This window comes from Neobacillus sp. FW104-15D2 (genome assembly GCF_058790155.1).
The window spans coordinates 99,428-114,337 of sequence record NZ_JBYTCJ010000004.1; the positions used below are offsets into that span (position 1 = coordinate 99,428).

The window sequence follows — 14,910 nt, forward strand, 5'->3', positions numbered from 1 at the left end:
ACGATTGAAACAGATATGATAATCCTTGCAATTGGGGTTAAACCGGAGAACCAGCTTGCTGTTGGGGCAGGATTAAAAGTTGGCGAGCGCGGCGGCATTAAAGTAAATGAATATCTGCAAACAGAGGATTTAATATAACGGTCTTTCCTTTGGTTTTAAAGGATGAAACGCCATCCTTTAGTATCAGGTTAACACCCTTTTCGCGTAGATGGGAATGCAGAATTGCTGCCATTTCATAATCGATAGGGGCCATAATTTGGTCTCCCATTTCAACAAGAGTGACTTTTATGCCAAGGTCCCATAGGTTCTCAGCCATTTCGACTCCGATAAAACCGCCGCCGATTATCACAGCATTTTTGGGTTTGTGATTGTCTGTAAATGCTTTGATCTTATCTGTATCAGGAATATTTCTTAAAGTGAAAATACCTTCTGCCTCATCAATCCCAGGAATAGGAGGTTTAATTGGGCTTGCTCCTGGTGAAAGGATAACAAAGTCATATGATTCGTCGTATTGATCGCCAGTTATAACATTTTTAACTGTTACTGTTTTTTGTTCTCTATTAATGGCTGTTACTTCGCTTAAATTGCGAATGTCGAGATTAAATTTTTTGGACATTCCTTCCACAGTTTGAACAAGCAGATTGCTGCGCTCTGGAATCGTGCCTCCAATATAATATGGAAGTCCGCAGTTTGCGAAGGAGATAAATTCGCCCCGTTCAAAGAGAATGATTTCAGCCTCTTCATCTAATCTTCTTAATCTTGCAGCTGCTGTTGCCCCGCCTGCTACACCGCCGACAATAATAATTTTTTTGTTCATATGATGACCCTTCCTTCAAGAAGTTTATTTTTTTAAATAGCTGGGTGTTTCCCCTACACGTGAAGTATATAACGAAATTACATATAGGGGTACGGGTATAGAATTAGTGTCAAAAATCGTTCACACTTTACTTCAAAAAATAGACACAAATATATAATTTTATTCCTTTAAAGCATTAGTTGGATGGCATTTACAGCAGATGCATGCCATGCTATACTCACTTTCGATTATTTCGGACAACATATAATATGAAGGAAATAGGAGAGTCTAAAAAATGAGACGAAAAGCAGTTCTTCCGGCTGATTCCCGGATTGAAATCATTCTTGAATATATTTATGTGCTTATTGGAGCGGCTATTGTAGCCCTGGCTTTCAATGTCTTTTTGCTTCCTAATAAAATTGCCTCGGGCGGAGTTAGCGGTATAAGTACGATTCTTCACGCCACTTTAGGATGGGAGCCTGCATTTGTCCAATGGGCATTTAACATTCCATTATTTATAGCAGGTGTTATTTTTCTGGGGAAGCAATTTGGGGTAAAAACACTCGTAGGAACTATTTTTCTCCCTGCAGTTGTATTTCTCTCAAGCGGGATTGAACCTTGGACTCATCAGCCTTTGCTTGGAGCTTTATTTGGGGGAATAGGAGTCGGATTGGGACTTGGCATTGTATTTAGAGGGCGGGCATCTACAGGCGGAACTGACTTGGCGGCGCAAATCATCAATAAATACACTGGTTTCACCCTTGGTACCTGTGTGGTTTTAATAGATGGCTTTATTGTATTAATTGCTGCAGTTGTTTTTGATATTGAAAGGGGATTGTACGCACTAATTGCCCTTTATGTTACAAGCAAGACCATCGATGCCGTACAAGTAGGGTTTGGCCGCTCAAAAATGGCGATGATTATTACCAACAAGCAGGAAGAAGTTCGTGAAGGTATTTTGAATAAAATCGACCGTGGTGTGACCAAACTATCTGCATACGGAGGTTTTACTGATAATGAACGGCCTGTACTGATGTGCGTGGTTGATCAGACGGAGTTCACGAAATTGAAACAACTGGTAAAAAGCCTTGACCCATCTGCCTTTATCGTTGTTATGGATGCCTCCGAGGTACTTGGTGAGGGTTTCAAAAAAGCGTAGGATTGGTATAATTATCTAGAAATTCACATTTAGAAAGGGGTAAATAATTAGTGAAGAAAAAATTAGCTGCATTGTTTATGGGAACTTCACTTGTTCTTGCGCTTGCTGCCTGCGGCGGCGGTGGAAGTAACGACGGTGGAAGTAACGACAAGGGAGGAAAAGAAAGTGCCTCCGCTGGAGACCCAGCCAAAATTTTCTCTCAAAAATGCTCCACCTGCCATGGTGAAAACCTTCAGGGCGGAATGGGACCTAAACTAGCTGATGTAGGCTCACGTTTATCAAAAGATCAAATTAAAACAACCATTGAAAAAGGGCGAGGTGGAATGCCTGCTGGCCTAATCAAGGGCGATGAGCTAGAAAAGGTTGCAGACTGGCTCTCCAAGAAAAAATAAAGATTTGTCAAAAGCGTCCTGTACTTTCGTATAGGGCGTTTTTTATTGTTTGTAGGATAAAAAGGGATGTGAAAGTATAAATCTGATAAAAAAGTTAGTACTTTCACTTAAGCTGAAAAGCTTAAACTATGGGGAATCTGCGACACTCCTGCGGAAAGACGGGCTGGCAAGACCCTGCAGTGAGGCAGGAGCGAGGAGGCTTGCAAGTTCGTCCGCGGAAAGGGAGTGGATTCCCTTCTCATCTTATGCAACTCACCATGCCAAATAAAAAACACAGGAACAAAAGCCCCTGTGTTTCATAAATATTATTCAGCTCTTGATGCTTCGATTTGAAGGGAAACCTTGATTTTGTCTCCAATTAATACCCCACCAGTTTCAAGTGCTGCATTGTAAGTTAAACCGTAGTCGCTGCGGTTAACTGCGCCTTCTGCACTGAAGCCAGCCTTTTCATTACCCCATGGATCTTTACCCTGGCCCTCAAATGTTACTTTGAAAGTTTCTGGTTTTGTTACTCCATTGAGTGTTAAATCACCAGTTACAGCGTATTCGCCTTCATCTTTCTTTTCGATTGAAGTGGACTTAAATGTCATATTTGGATTTTGTTCGACATTAAAGAAGTCCCCCGATTTTAAATGGTTATCGCGATCGGCATTTCGAGTATCAACACTTGATAGATCAACAGTAAAAGTAATATCAGCTGTTGTAAGATCCTGAGGATCAGCTTCAACCTGAGCCTCAAATTGATGGAAAGCACCTTTTACATTGGCGATCATCATGTGGCGAACGGAAAAATCAACGCTGCTGTGAGTTGGGTCCACAGTCCATTTTGTTTTTGTCATTTTATATTCCTCCAATAGTTATCTCGAATTTGAGATTATTTAATTCAAGATAAAGTATAATTGATTATTCACTAATTTGTCAAATGATTATTCTGAAAATTATTAGGATTTTTCGTCATTTTTCCGCCATATTATCGGGGTTTATTTTGTCATTTTTTCGTTATATACAAGAATAATAGTTTTTAAAGAGTATCCAACTAGATGATGGATTTTCCAGTTGTGAATACTATATATATATAGAAATTAATGGCCTAACAATGCTGTGTTGGTTAAAAGTAGGTCTTTATTACTGTTTTTGAAAAGAAACTGTAATATTTTTAACCCACTTTTTGATAGATTAAGATGTTATAATGGGTTTGTGCGAAAAAACACACATTTTGTCAATTGGGAAATTTCTATCCAAACAAAATGAAACCTTTTTAGGTAATACAAACCTCAGGTGATTATAAATGATAGAAATGCAAGAAGTAATGAAGAAGTACCCTAATGGTGTAACCGCCATTAATGGTATTAACGTCCGAATTGATCAGGGCGAATTTGTTTATGTAGTAGGGCCAAGTGGAGCAGGTAAGTCAACCTTCATTAAAATGATGTACCGCGAGGAGGTTCCTTCTTCTGGCGTTATTTTAGTGAATGGTGTAAATATAGCAAGGCTTAAAATGAAAAAGGTTCCCATCTTCCGCCGGAATATCGGAGTTGTCTTCCAGGATTTTAAGCTTCTGCCAATGCTGACGGTTTATGAGAACGTCGCTTTTGCACTTGAAGTAATAGAGGAAAATCCGAAGTATATCAAAAAGCGGGTTATGGAAGTTCTCGACCTTGTAAACTTAAAACACAAGGCTAGAATGATGCCGACTGAACTTTCAGGAGGCGAACAGCAAAGGGTTTCAATTGCTCGATCAATTGTTAACTCTCCCAAAGTGGTGATTGCTGATGAGCCTACAGGAAACCTTGATCCTGAAACATCTTGGGAAATAATGAACATCTTTGAGGAAATAAATACACGTGGTACAACAGTAGTCATGGCAACACATAACCGTGACATCGTAAACACAAATAAGCACAGGGTTATTGCTATTGAATCAGGTAAAATTGAACGTGATGAGCAGCGAGGTGATTACGGTTATGAAGGTTAGAACTCTCGGCCGCCACGCACGTGAAAGTTTTAAAAGCATTAGCAGGAATGGATGGATGACATTTGCTTCTGTTGGAGCAGTCACCGTTACCTTAATATTAGTCGGCGTCTTTTTCGTTATTATGATGAATCTTAACAAAGTGGCACAAACCATTGAGGAGGACGTGGAAATTCGCGTTCACATCGATGTTGCTGCAAATAAAGCAGATCAGCAGAAATTACAGAATCAGATTGAGCAAATTCCGGAAGTCAAAAGCGTCAAGTTTTCATCTAAAGAACAAGAATTGAAGAATTTAATTAAGAGTCTTGGGGATGAAGGAAAAACGTTTAAGCTTTTTGAACAGGACAATCCGTTAAACGATGTATTTATCGTAAAAACGAAAAAACCGACAGACACCGTGTTTGTGGCAAAACAAATAGAAAATATGAATTATGCGTACAAGGTTAAATATGGCAAAGGCCAGGTTGAAAAGCTCTTCAAGTTCATTGGGGCGAGCCGGAATGTGGGTCTTGCTTTAATTGTTGGATTGCTGCTGACAGCAGTATTCCTTATCTCTAATACAATCAAAATCACGATTGTAGCGAGAAGAAGGGAAATCCGCATTATGAAGCTGGTAGGGGCAACTAATTCCTTTATCCGTTGGCCGTTCTTCCTTGAAGGACTTTGGCTTGGAATTTTAGGGGCCATCTTGCCGATTATATTGGTTTCTACAGCTTACTATTATGCTTATGATTACCTAGAGCCAAAGTTAAAAGGCAACTTCATGCAGCTAATTTCATTCGAACCATTTATTTATCAGGTTTCAGGTCTGCTTGTTTTAATGGGTGCCATCATTGGGGTATGGGGAAGCTTAATGTCCGTTAGGAAATTCCTTAAAGTCTAGCAAATTATCTACTTATCTGGAGGGCTGGTTAATCCGGCCCATCCAGATGTAATAAATTAGACTTATTTTCACCATAAAAAGTTTGAATTTATCAATAAAGAAACGATTTACCTATACATAGGCTTACAGTGGAAGGGAGAAATCGGAAATTGAGAAAATCATTAATGACACTTACCGTTGCAGCAACGGTAGGTATAGGGAGTTTATTTGGAGGCATTTCACTAAAAACAGAGGCAGCCTCAGCAACATCACTTAATGAGCAACAAAGACAAATTGAAAATAAACAATCAGATGTAGCTAAGGGTATCAATGAAAAAAATCAAGAGATTAGCAGATTGCAAAATCAACAGGACGATGCTGAAAAACAAATTGAAAAGATCGGACTGGCAATCGCTGATACCAGTGATAAAATAACCGAAAAAACAAATAAAATTGCTGAGACTAAAGCTCAAATTGTAAAGCTTAATGGCGAGATTGATATATTAAAGAAACGAATTAAGCAAAGAAATGAATTGTTAAAGGACCGGGCCCGTAATTATCAGGAAAACGGCGGAGTGGTTAACTATCTTGATGTTTTAATGGGATCTCAAAACTTTAGTGATTTTGTGGATCGTGCCAATGCGGTTGCATCGCTGATTGAAGCTGACCGTGGCATTGTAGAGCAGCATGAACGTGATAAGGCTGATGTTGAAAAGAAAACAGCTCAGGTTGAAAGTGATCTTGCCAGCCTGCAAAAAATGGTAAGTGGCCTGCAAACACTTAAACAAAAGCTGAACGGTCAGGTAGATGAACAGAACCGTCTGGTAGCAAGCTTAGAAAAACAACAACATGAAGCAGAAAATGAAAAGCTTGGCATGGAAGAGGAAAGCTCAATCCTTGCTGCTCAAAAAGTGGCTATACAGCAAGCTATTCAATTAGAACAACAGCGTGCAGCTCAGCGTGCGGCAGAACTTGAAAAGCAGCGTCAGGAAGCTGCAAGAAAAGCGGCTGAAGCGGCAGCGGCTTCAGCAGCGGCTAGAAGTCATCACAGCAGCAGTAACAGCAGCAGTGAATCCTCTGATCCAGCGCCAGCAGCACCAGTTGCTTCAGCTCCAGTATCTAGCGGAGCATTTACGAAGCCAACCATTGGTGTTCTTACATCTGGCTTTGGAGGCCGTTGGGGCAGAATGCACTTTGGCATAGACTTTGGTAACAGAGCTCCAAATGTACCTGTATTTGCAGCAGCTGATGGAGTTGTTATCAAATCATACGTTTCCAGCAGCTATGGAAACTGTATCCTAATTTCCCACTATATTGATGGCCAGCAATATACTACACTGTATGCTCATTTGCAAGCCCGTTTAGTACAGGGCGGCGCAGTTTCTAAGGGCCAGCAAATCGGTATAATGGGTAATACTGGAGATTCAACAGGCAAGCACTTGCACTTTGAACTTCACAGAGGCGAATGGAACGCTGCAAAATCTAATGCAATTAACCCAATTGGGATTGTTCCAGTAAGTTAGGCTTAACTAAGCTCAGGAAGAAGCATTTGCTTCTTCCTTTTTTATTTACCCAAGTTTATCAAAATAAAAAACTATAATTTCAGATTTCCAGAAAGATACAGAAGATGAAAGTTCTCATAACTCGTCCCCTTTTTACATATATGTTAGTAACCAGGCATCGCATTTTCCGGCTGATGCTTTTTATTATTTAAACAGGAGTTAAAAAGGAGGATGGAGAATGAGTCGAAAATGGATTGCCTTGATGATGACAGGTTCCATGCTGGCAGGAGCAGGTGGTACATACGCCGGGATAAAGTGGACGGAGACGGAGGCAACAGCATTAAATAATGCTGTTGTACAAAGCAATAAACTGCCGCAAAGTAAGCAGACAGATACGGAAAATCTTGATAAAGTGACTCAGGCATATGAACTTATCCTAAGTAGGTACGTTGAGAAAGTTGACCGGGATCAACTGACAGAAGGTGCTATTCAGGGAATGCTCGCTACACTGAAGGATCCTTATTCCGTTTATATGGATAAAGAAACTGCCAATCAATTTAATCAGGCACTAGATTCTTCTTTTGAAGGAATAGGAGCGGAGGTGGGTAAGGTGGATGGGAAGATTGTTATTATTTCCCCATTTAAAAATTCCCCCGCTGAAAAAGCAGGTTTAAAGCCGAATGATGAAATTTTAAAGGTGGACGGGCAGAGCCTTGATGGTCTCGATCTTACCCAGGCAACATTAAAAATCCGGGGCAAGAAAGGGACTTCAGTAAAGCTGGAAATAAAACGTAAAAGTGTAACTAATCCCATCGGAATCAACGTTAAAAGAGATGAGATACCACTTGAAACCGTTAATTCTAAAATTAAAGAAGTGAATGGAAAGAAAATCGGTTATATCCAAATTACTTCATTTTCGGAGAACACATCTGCTGATTTCAAAAAACAGTTAGGAAAGCTTGAGGATGAAGAAATTAAAGGGCTTGTGCTTGATGTTCGAGGCAACCCGGGTGGCCTTCTTTCTAGTGTTGAAGAAATAATGCGCGAATTGGTAACAGATGACAAGCCAATGGTGCAAATTGAAAAAAGGAATGGCCAGAAAGATCGTTATTTTACTACCTTGAAAAAAGAAAAAGCCTATCCGGTCGCAGTTCTGGTAGACAAAGGAAGTGCGTCAGCATCTGAAATCCTGGCGGGTGCCCTAAAGGAAGCGGAGCACTATCCGCTTGTAGGGGAAAAGACCTTTGGTAAAGGCACAGTACAGCAGGCAGTCCCTATGGGTGACGGCAGCAATATTAAATTAACATTATTTAAATGGCTCACACCGGACGGAAACTGGATTCATAAAAAGGGAATTGAACCAACAGTAAAGGTCCAACAGCCGAAAATTTTCGATACTCACCCTCTTCAGGTAGATAAAAAGCTAGAACAGGATATGAATAACGAACAGGTTAAAAACGCCCAGCAAATTTTAAAGGGACTTGGTTTTGCACCAGGCCGTACCGATGGCTACTTTAGCGTGGAAACAGAAAAAGCAGTCAAAGCGTTCCAGCAGGAAAATGGTCTCAAGCCTACCGGAGAGATAGGTCCGAAAACTGCCATAAAGCTTGAAGATGAGGTCCGTATTGAGCTCAAGAAAGAAAAGAATGACCTTCAGTTGAAGACAGCATTGAAGCTTGTATCCAAATAGAAAATAATAGTTTCAGAAAAGGCAGGGACTTTTCCTGCTTTTTCTTTTTGTTTTCTGTAACAATCAATAGGTTTTATGGAAGCATTTTGATAGAATAAGATAAAGTGAAGTAGCCGGCAAAAGTGCCCGCTATTTTAAAAATTGAACTTAGAGGTTGGTGGCGGGATTGCTGCAGGATTGGCTTGTAGAAATAGTAAAAGGGACAGGCAGAATGTTTCTGCATCCCGTTTTGTATTATTTAATTGTTTTGGCTGGAATACTGGGAGTTTTGAGGGTGAAACGGGAACGGAAAAACTTTCATGTTCGGGCGTTTGATGCGTTTTTTGAATTGAGACAACTTTTTCCTCTTGGAATATTAATAGGATTGGTGTTATCAGTTATAGTTTTGGCAGCAGGAATTACCGTGCCATTTGCAGCAATTTTACTGATTGCCGTATTTACACTTCTTTTAAATCTAACAGCTAGTCTAAGGTTAATGGCTCCTGCTTATGCAGTAGGTGCAGCATTTTTTGCATTAATAATTATCTCTGAAAATAAATGGAGTGTTCCACTTTTTACGAAGTCTTTCGCTGAGGCGGACAAGCTTATTTATCCTTCTGTGGCCATTATATTGGCCCTGTTATTAATAGCTGAAGGTATTCTTATTTTTAAAAATGGAAGCAATGGAACTTCACCTAAGCTAATAACTAGTAAGAGAGGACAGCGTGTCGGTGTTCATGAGGTTAAACGTCTCTGGATCCTTCCCCTGTTCATGCTAATCCCAGGGAATATCCTTCATCTGCCTTTTGAGTGGTGGCCTGTTTTCTCTCTTGGGGAACATAGATTTTCCCTTCTTTTAGTGCCTTTTGCCATTGGCTATAATCAGCAAATCCAAGGACTGCTTCCGAAAGAAGCCGTACAAACGCAAGGTAAGAGAGTAATAGGTTTGGGTGTGCTGGCACTGCTTATTTCCATTGCAGGGTATTGGTATCCTGTTTTATCAATCGTGGCAGCTGCTGTTGCTGTTATAGGAAGAGAATTGCTTGCATTAATTCAAAGGGTTAAAGATGAAAATCTGCCTTTCTATTTTTCCAAAAAGAATCATGGCCTGATGATTTTGGGGATCATCCCAAACAGCCCAGCACATAAAATGGCGCTTCAGGTTGGAGAACTAGTTACTAAAGTTAACGGAGTAAATGTTCGTGATGAACAAAGCTTTTACGAAGCCCTTCAAAAAAACCGTGCTCACTGCAAGCTTGAAGTAATTGATACAAACGGACAAATTCGTTTTGTGCAAAGGGCATTGTATGAGGGTGATCATTACGAATTGGGAATCCTTTTTGTTCAAGAAGAAAGAAAGCAGCTTGAGAAGGTTCAATAATTTAGTAAGCAGTGATACATATGTATTGCTGCTTTTTTATTTTCTATCATGGAAAAAAGCTCAGGTTAAAGTCAAGGGGAATATTGTAGAAGGAAATAATATTTTTGGTAAAAAGTTAAAAGGGTGTTAATAAATGTAAATTGAATATAATTAGTTGGGGAAAATAATAGTCTTCTAGAAGAAGGCTATTATTTTTTACTATTATGAGACGGGGGAAAAAGGATGAGGAAAAAAGTAGTGAACGTGCTTTTATTAGTCATCATGTTCATGAGCGTTGCGTTAGGCAATGTTCATGCAGCAGCAAGTAAAGACATATCAGCGAAAGGAGTAAAGGGTACCATCAAAGAGAAGTCTGCGCCAATAAAAAACAGCTTAGTCATGATAAGTGAGCAGGGAAGCTCAAAAAGGATTCCTATCATGACGGATGGCAGCGGTTCCTTTAGGAAGAATTTAAAGGATGGTACATATACTGTTAAAGGTGTAAAAGGTAAAAACACCGGCTGGTATGGTACGAATAAAAATTTTGTTGTAAAAGAAGGTAAGATCAAAGGGTTAAAAGAAGGCGTGATCACCCTTTCCAAAAAGGAACAGGCGAAGAAGCCTACAGCTGAAGCAAGTAATTTTAATGGTGTATTAAAGGAAGGCACCAGTGGTTTAAAAGCAGATTTAATTATTTCAAAATATAGTGAAGAAGAGGAAGAAATTTATACTATATCTTCAAAAGGCAATGGAAGTTTTTCTGCTTCCCTTCCGGATGGAAATTACTATCTTTTTGGGATTCAGTCGGATAATGGATTTTATCGGTATGATTTAGGGTTCACAGTGGAAGCTGGAAAAGTCTTAGTGGAAGGCGAGCAGCAAACAAGTCTTTCCATTAACATTCCTGTCAATTCTATTAAAGGAAAGGTTGGAGATACCTCCAAGCCATTAGTGGGAGCCAATATTGTTTTAGAAAGGCTTCTCTCAGAAAATGATTATGACACCGAGTTCATTCAGTACGTCGTATCCAACAACCAAGGAGAATTTTCTTTAAGAACGCTGCCTGACGGGAGGTATAACATTGGTATTGACCACCAAACCTATTCGGCATGGCCAGCTACAACCTTTGAAGTACGAGAAGGCAAGATCTACATTAAGGGAGTAAAGGTCTCTTCAATCCAAATAAAGGTTCCGGATATAAACGTCAAGGGTACTCTTTCAGATGGGAAGAAACCAATTGCGAATGCGTATATAAATATTGAGGGAAATACTTCCGATGGAAGTGGAATTTGGATAGGCATTCCTGTTGATACTAAAGGTGGATTCCAATATAGATTTCAAGATGGCTATTATGCTGTCACTTTTGTTGATGAACAATATCGAGGTACGCCGGTAAATCTTCCTTTTGAAGTTCATAATGGAAAACTTTTTCAGAATGGGCAAGTGGTATCAGCATTAAATATTAAGCTGCCACCTGTTACTCTTAGCGGAAAATTGATGGACTCAGGGAATTCGTTTCAGGGTTCAGTCTATATTGAAAAATCCTTAGAGGATGGAAATGCTGAAGGGTATTATGCTCAAACTGATGAGACCGGGGTTTACTCCTTACGTTTAACAGACGGAAGCTATAATGTTAGGGGTGCCTATTTATTTGAGGAAGACCAGGACGTCGCGATCTCGGCCACTTTTGATATTATCAACGGGAAATTGTTTGTTGGTGGAAAAGAGCAGCCCCTATTGAAGCTTCAGATTCCGCCTGTTAGTTTACATGCTTTAGTTAAAGATGGAGACGCAAATGTAACGGGTGGCTATATTACTGTTAGCACTCCTGACCAAAGTTTTTATACCTGGAAGAGTATTAATAGTGACGGCACCTTTACTATGCGCCTGGGTGATGGGGATTATATAGTAAATGACGTTCAGCTTGAGGATGGAACCGTTGGCTATATAAATCAATCATTCTCCATTATTGATGGGAAAACGTATGTTAATAGCGAATTGCAAAGTGTACTTGGAATCTCAGTTCCTCCGATTACATTAACAGGAATACTAGCAGAATCCGGAAATCCTGTAATGGGTGATGTTTATATTTCGGAAATGAATGATGCTGATAATCCTATTTGGATGTGGAGCCAGGCAAATGAGGAAGGCCGATTCCAATTCCGTTTGCCAGATGGGGATTACAAAGTGAATGAAGTTTATCTTTATGATGGGACCGATTTTAGTCCAGGTACTGAATTTAGTATGAAATCTGGTCAATTATTTATAAATGGTGTTCAGACGGAACAGCTTGATATACAGGTGCCCGCTGTATCCGTATCTGGTACAGTCCTTAATGGTGAACAACTGGTAGCAGATGGCAACGTAGTTTTCGCTACACTTGATGGAGAATTTATAGGCTCCAGTTGGTTACAAAATGGGTTTTATCAAGGACGTCTACCGGATGGGCAGTACAAAATTGCTTTTGTCCAGGAATTTAAAAATGACGCTGTGTATAATTTTGATAAAGAATTTACCATTGAAGGCGGTAAGCTTTTTGTAGGCGGTGAGGAAGTTAGTACCCTGGACCTTAACCTGCAGGATGGCTGGCAATAGAAAATAAAGAAAAGGGCATGGAATTTTCCAGGCCCTTTTTGGTGTACATATATAAAATGAAGTCTATAACAAAGCTGCCGAATGGTTCTGTATGTTTAAACGATTAGTACCGGCCGTTTTTAATAGTTTACTTTTTTCAGTTTAAGCACTTGTCCAGGATAAATCCGGTCACTTTTCAAGTTGTTAAGTTTTTTCAGTTCAGCAACGGATAACTTTACCTTTTTGCCAATGCTGTAAAGTGTATCGCCTTTCTTAACAGTAAAAGCAGCAGAAGGAGCTGGAGTGTTAACAGGCGCTGAAGGCAGTTTGATTATCTGTCCCACTCTTATGAAATCGCTCTTAAGATTGTTTAACTTTTTCAAGGTGCTGACAGTGGTTTTATTTCTTTTGGAAATGCTGTAAAGTGTGTCGCCTTTTATCACTGTATATGTTTTCCCCTGGATCGGTGGTACTTCTGATTCTGCACTTTGGTCAAGGAGATAGAGCATGTCTTTGCCAAAAGTAACTTTATACTTGGCTTTATAGGATGCAGCGGCCTTCTTAAAAAGGGAATCCTGTGTATCCACGTAGCTGGTCATATTTTGATAAGCTTTTTTATAATCTGCCTCAGAAAGATCCCCATTTTCATAATCGACTGTGTCCACTTCAAAGTTATACATTTCTACTAAACTATTATAAATATATTCATCCATCAGCTGAATTTCGGAGTTATAGCCTTTGATAGGGGTGTCTGTATCTAATACCTTTTCAAAGTAGGTAAGGTAATGGTCATAAATATCCATGGCTTCTTTTTCAGTTTTTGCTTTGTCCAATTTATTTGAGTAGTTTTCCAGAGTCCGTAAAATGCCGGCATAATAAGTTGAAAGCGTATTTAATTGTGTTTGATAATTCGTTGTCTGGGCGGCGGAAACGTGTGACATCAAAGGCGCAGATAATACTCCGCCTGAGAAAATTAAGGAAGTAGCAAGAACGGATGCAGCTAAGGATTTTTTCGTGATCACGTAAAGTCCCCTTGTCATTTTATTATTTGGTATTTTTCTTCCATTTTCATATTAACATGGTAGGATAGGTCGAAAAATAGGACTTTAATACTTATAGTTGGTGTTTCCAAAAAATGACAAACTAAAGTTATTATATAAATATAAAAATAACTCTTGCAATATTATAATAATTCGATAAAATGAGAATAACGTTTTAAAAGTGAATATAGTAATAACCTTATCCAGAGAGGCAGAGGGACTGGCCCTATGATGCCCGGCAACCGCTATTTTTAATAGAATGGTGCCAATTCCAGCAGAACTTTACGTTCTGATAGATGAGGGAGAGAATATAAAATATAACTCTTCCTTTCCAGGAGGAGTTTTTTATTTGGTTTTTAACCTAAAACACGAACATTATATATATTTATTTTTATAAAAGTTCATGTTTAGGTTGAATTTCAGTCATTTTTCTAGTAAGTTAGCTATATAACATTTAAAAACACGAAAACAGCATAGGGGGAAATACACAAGATGAAGAAGTTTTATATTTTATTTGCTATTATTGCCCTTTTATTAGCGGGCTGCCAATCCGGTTCTTCAGAAAAGGGTGGAAACAAGACAGAGGATTCAAATAAGAAGAAAAAGATAGCTCTTGTTCTTCCTGAAAAAATTGGTGTTAATCCTTTCTTCCAGCAGATGGATGAGGGAGCTAAGAAGGCTGCTAAAGAAGCAGGGGCAGACCTAAAAACGATTGAATCAACAGACCATGCGGCTATTGAAGATAATCTGCGCGTTGCCGTTTCTGAAGGCTATGATTTGATTATCACTTCATCATTTGAATCAGAAGATGCTCTTAAAAAAGTAGCAGCTGAAAATCCTGATAAGAAGTTTGCCATTATTGATACAGTTGTAGATCTTCCAAATGTTCGAAGTGTAACCTTTAAGGAACAGGAAGCAGCTTACCTGCTGGGTGCAGCAGCTGGCTTGTCCACTAAGACAAACAAGGTCGGAATGGTTGCAGCACAGGATATCCCAATGATGAAAAAATGGACGGTTTCTTTTGAAAATGGCCTCAAGGAAACGAATCCAAATGCACAATTCCTATTAAACTATGTTGGCAGCTTTACGGATCCTGCCAAAGCAAAAGAGTTAGCCCTTCTTCAGGCATCCAAAGGAGCAGACTTTATTGCGGGTGCATCAGCTGTTGGTGACTTAGGTGTATTTGAAGCAGCGAAAGAAAAAGGGTTCTATACTGCTGGCCAGGACGTAGATAGAACAGTTATTGACCCAGCTCATGTTGTCCTTTCCCAATTAAAAGGGACAGATACAGCAGCGTATCAAACCGTTAAAGATTTCACTGAAGGCAAGTATAAGGCTGGGGAAGTTTCTTACGGCTTAAAAGAGGATGGCGTTGGCTTAACATATGTTACAAGAGACAGCAAAACTCCTTTAAATCCGTTTGTAGGACAAGCAGCCATTGATAAAGTAAAAGCTATTGCTGAAGATATTAAGTCAGGCAAGAAAGAAGTTAAAAACCCGCTTGCAAAATAAGATAAATGGTACTGTGAACCGGCTGCCTTAGCAGTCGGTTCGCATGTGTTATAGGGATTCATTACCTAC

13 protein-coding genes and 1 riboswitch are annotated in these 14,910 nt (G+C 39.5%); of the genes, 10 read left to right on the forward strand and 3 right to left on the reverse strand.

The features are described 5' to 3' along the window. Nucleotides 1-15: 15 nt before the first annotated feature. Nucleotides 16-138, forward strand: coding sequence for an FAD-dependent oxidoreductase (locus tag AC3WR0_RS05025; RefSeq protein WP_492551272.1), 123 nt, complete (start codon nucleotides 16-18; stop codon nucleotides 136-138). On the opposite strand, the gene AC3WR0_RS05030 is transcribed toward AC3WR0_RS05025, so the two are convergent. Then, the gene (locus tag AC3WR0_RS05030; protein WP_492551273.1) at nucleotides 98-817 is read right to left on the reverse strand and encodes an NAD(P)/FAD-dependent oxidoreductase; all 720 of its coding nucleotides are present in this window, start codon (nucleotides 815-817) and stop codon (nucleotides 98-100) included. The two genes, AC3WR0_RS05025 and AC3WR0_RS05030, sit on opposite strands and share 41 nt — an antisense overlap. A 274-nt stretch (nucleotides 818-1,091) precedes the next feature. Here AC3WR0_RS05030 and AC3WR0_RS05035 point away from each other — a divergent pair, with 274 nt between their 5' ends. Together AC3WR0_RS05035 and cccB are read left to right on the forward strand one after the other, a co-directional pair. Continuing rightward, a complete protein-coding gene (locus tag AC3WR0_RS05035; RefSeq protein WP_492551274.1) occupies nucleotides 1,092-1,955 on the forward strand; it encodes a YitT family protein in 864 nt (287 codons plus the stop codon). Between the two features lie 50 nt (nucleotides 1,956-2,005). Beyond that, nucleotides 2,006-2,347, forward strand: coding sequence for a cytochrome c551 (cccB, locus tag AC3WR0_RS05040; protein WP_492551275.1), 342 nt, complete (start codon nucleotides 2,006-2,008; stop codon nucleotides 2,345-2,347). Nucleotides 2,348-2,652: 305 nt separating this feature from the next. On the opposite strand, the gene AC3WR0_RS05045 is transcribed toward cccB, so the two are convergent. Beyond that, nucleotides 2,653-3,186, reverse strand: coding sequence for a YceI family protein (locus tag AC3WR0_RS05045; RefSeq protein ID WP_027322475.1), 534 nt, complete (start codon nucleotides 3,184-3,186; stop codon nucleotides 2,653-2,655). A gap of 449 nt (nucleotides 3,187-3,635) precedes the next feature. On the opposite strand from AC3WR0_RS05045, the gene ftsE reads away from it, so the two are divergent. From ftsE to AC3WR0_RS05075, 6 genes are all read left to right on the forward strand, one after another. Continuing rightward, nucleotides 3,636-4,322, forward strand: a complete 687-nt coding sequence (gene ftsE / locus AC3WR0_RS05050) for a cell division ATP-binding protein FtsE (RefSeq protein WP_492551276.1) — start codon at nucleotides 3,636-3,638, stop codon at nucleotides 4,320-4,322. Further along, nucleotides 4,312-5,205, forward strand: a complete 894-nt coding sequence (gene ftsX / locus AC3WR0_RS05055; RefSeq protein WP_492551277.1) for a permease-like cell division protein FtsX — start codon at nucleotides 4,312-4,314, stop codon at nucleotides 5,203-5,205. Before ftsE ends, ftsX begins: the two co-directional genes overlap by 11 nt. A gap of 149 nt (nucleotides 5,206-5,354) precedes the next feature. Then, the gene (locus AC3WR0_RS05060; protein ID WP_492551278.1) at nucleotides 5,355-6,707 is read left to right on the forward strand and encodes a murein hydrolase activator EnvC family protein; all 1,353 of its coding nucleotides are present in this window, start codon (nucleotides 5,355-5,357) and stop codon (nucleotides 6,705-6,707) included. Between the two features lie 217 nt (nucleotides 6,708-6,924). Further along, nucleotides 6,925-8,376 carry a S41 family peptidase gene (locus AC3WR0_RS05065; protein WP_492551279.1) on the forward strand — a complete coding sequence of 484 codons (1,452 nt, stop codon included), beginning with the start codon at nucleotides 6,925-6,927 and terminating at the stop codon, nucleotides 8,374-8,376. Nucleotides 8,377-8,542: 166 nt separating this feature from the next. Beyond that, the gene (locus AC3WR0_RS05070) at nucleotides 8,543-9,736 is read left to right on the forward strand and encodes a PDZ domain-containing protein (protein WP_492551280.1); all 1,194 of its coding nucleotides are present in this window, start codon (nucleotides 8,543-8,545) and stop codon (nucleotides 9,734-9,736) included. A gap of 222 nt (nucleotides 9,737-9,958) precedes the next feature. Further along, nucleotides 9,959-12,310: a hypothetical protein gene (locus AC3WR0_RS05075; RefSeq protein WP_492551281.1), complete on the forward strand. Its 2,352-nt coding sequence runs from the start codon at nucleotides 9,959-9,961 to the stop codon at nucleotides 12,308-12,310. Between the two features lie 119 nt (nucleotides 12,311-12,429). On the opposite strand, the gene AC3WR0_RS05080 is transcribed toward AC3WR0_RS05075, so the two are convergent. Then, nucleotides 12,430-13,311, reverse strand: coding sequence for a LysM peptidoglycan-binding domain-containing protein (locus tag AC3WR0_RS05080; protein ID WP_492551282.1), 882 nt, complete (start codon nucleotides 13,309-13,311; stop codon nucleotides 12,430-12,432). A 214-nt stretch (nucleotides 13,312-13,525) separates the two neighbouring features. After that, nucleotides 13,526-13,632: riboswitch (SAM riboswitch) on the forward strand. Nucleotides 13,633-13,821: 189 nt separating this feature from the next. Here AC3WR0_RS05080 and AC3WR0_RS05085 point away from each other — a divergent pair. Then, the gene (locus AC3WR0_RS05085; RefSeq protein WP_492551283.1) at nucleotides 13,822-14,841 is read left to right on the forward strand and encodes a BMP family protein; all 1,020 of its coding nucleotides are present in this window, start codon (nucleotides 13,822-13,824) and stop codon (nucleotides 14,839-14,841) included. Nucleotides 14,842-14,910: the final 69 nt, after the last annotated feature.

What these genes read in the sequence shown, in the direction of transcription:
- AC3WR0_RS05025 (WP_492551272.1), top strand. Translation starts at nt 16, where the DNA reads ATGATAATCCTTGCAATTGGGGTTAAACCGGAGAACCAGCTTGCTGTT.
- AC3WR0_RS05030 (WP_492551273.1), bottom strand. Translation starts at nt 817, where the DNA reads ATGAACAAAAAAATTATTATTGTCGGCGGTGTAGCAGGCGGGGCAACA.
- AC3WR0_RS05035 (WP_492551274.1), top strand. Translation starts at nt 1,092, where the DNA reads ATGAGACGAAAAGCAGTTCTTCCGGCTGATTCCCGGATTGAAATCATT.
- AC3WR0_RS05045 (WP_027322475.1), bottom strand. Translation starts at nt 3,186, where the DNA reads ATGACAAAAACAAAATGGACTGTGGACCCAACTCACAGCAGCGTTGAT.
- ftsE (WP_492551276.1), top strand. Translation starts at nt 3,636, where the DNA reads ATGATAGAAATGCAAGAAGTAATGAAGAAGTACCCTAATGGTGTAACC.
- ftsX (WP_492551277.1), top strand. Translation starts at nt 4,312, where the DNA reads ATGAAGGTTAGAACTCTCGGCCGCCACGCACGTGAAAGTTTTAAAAGC.
- AC3WR0_RS05065 (WP_492551279.1), top strand. Translation starts at nt 6,925, where the DNA reads ATGAGTCGAAAATGGATTGCCTTGATGATGACAGGTTCCATGCTGGCA.
- AC3WR0_RS05075 (WP_492551281.1), top strand. Translation starts at nt 9,959, where the DNA reads ATGAGGAAAAAAGTAGTGAACGTGCTTTTATTAGTCATCATGTTCATG.
- AC3WR0_RS05085 (WP_492551283.1), top strand. Translation starts at nt 13,822, where the DNA reads ATGAAGAAGTTTTATATTTTATTTGCTATTATTGCCCTTTTATTAGCG.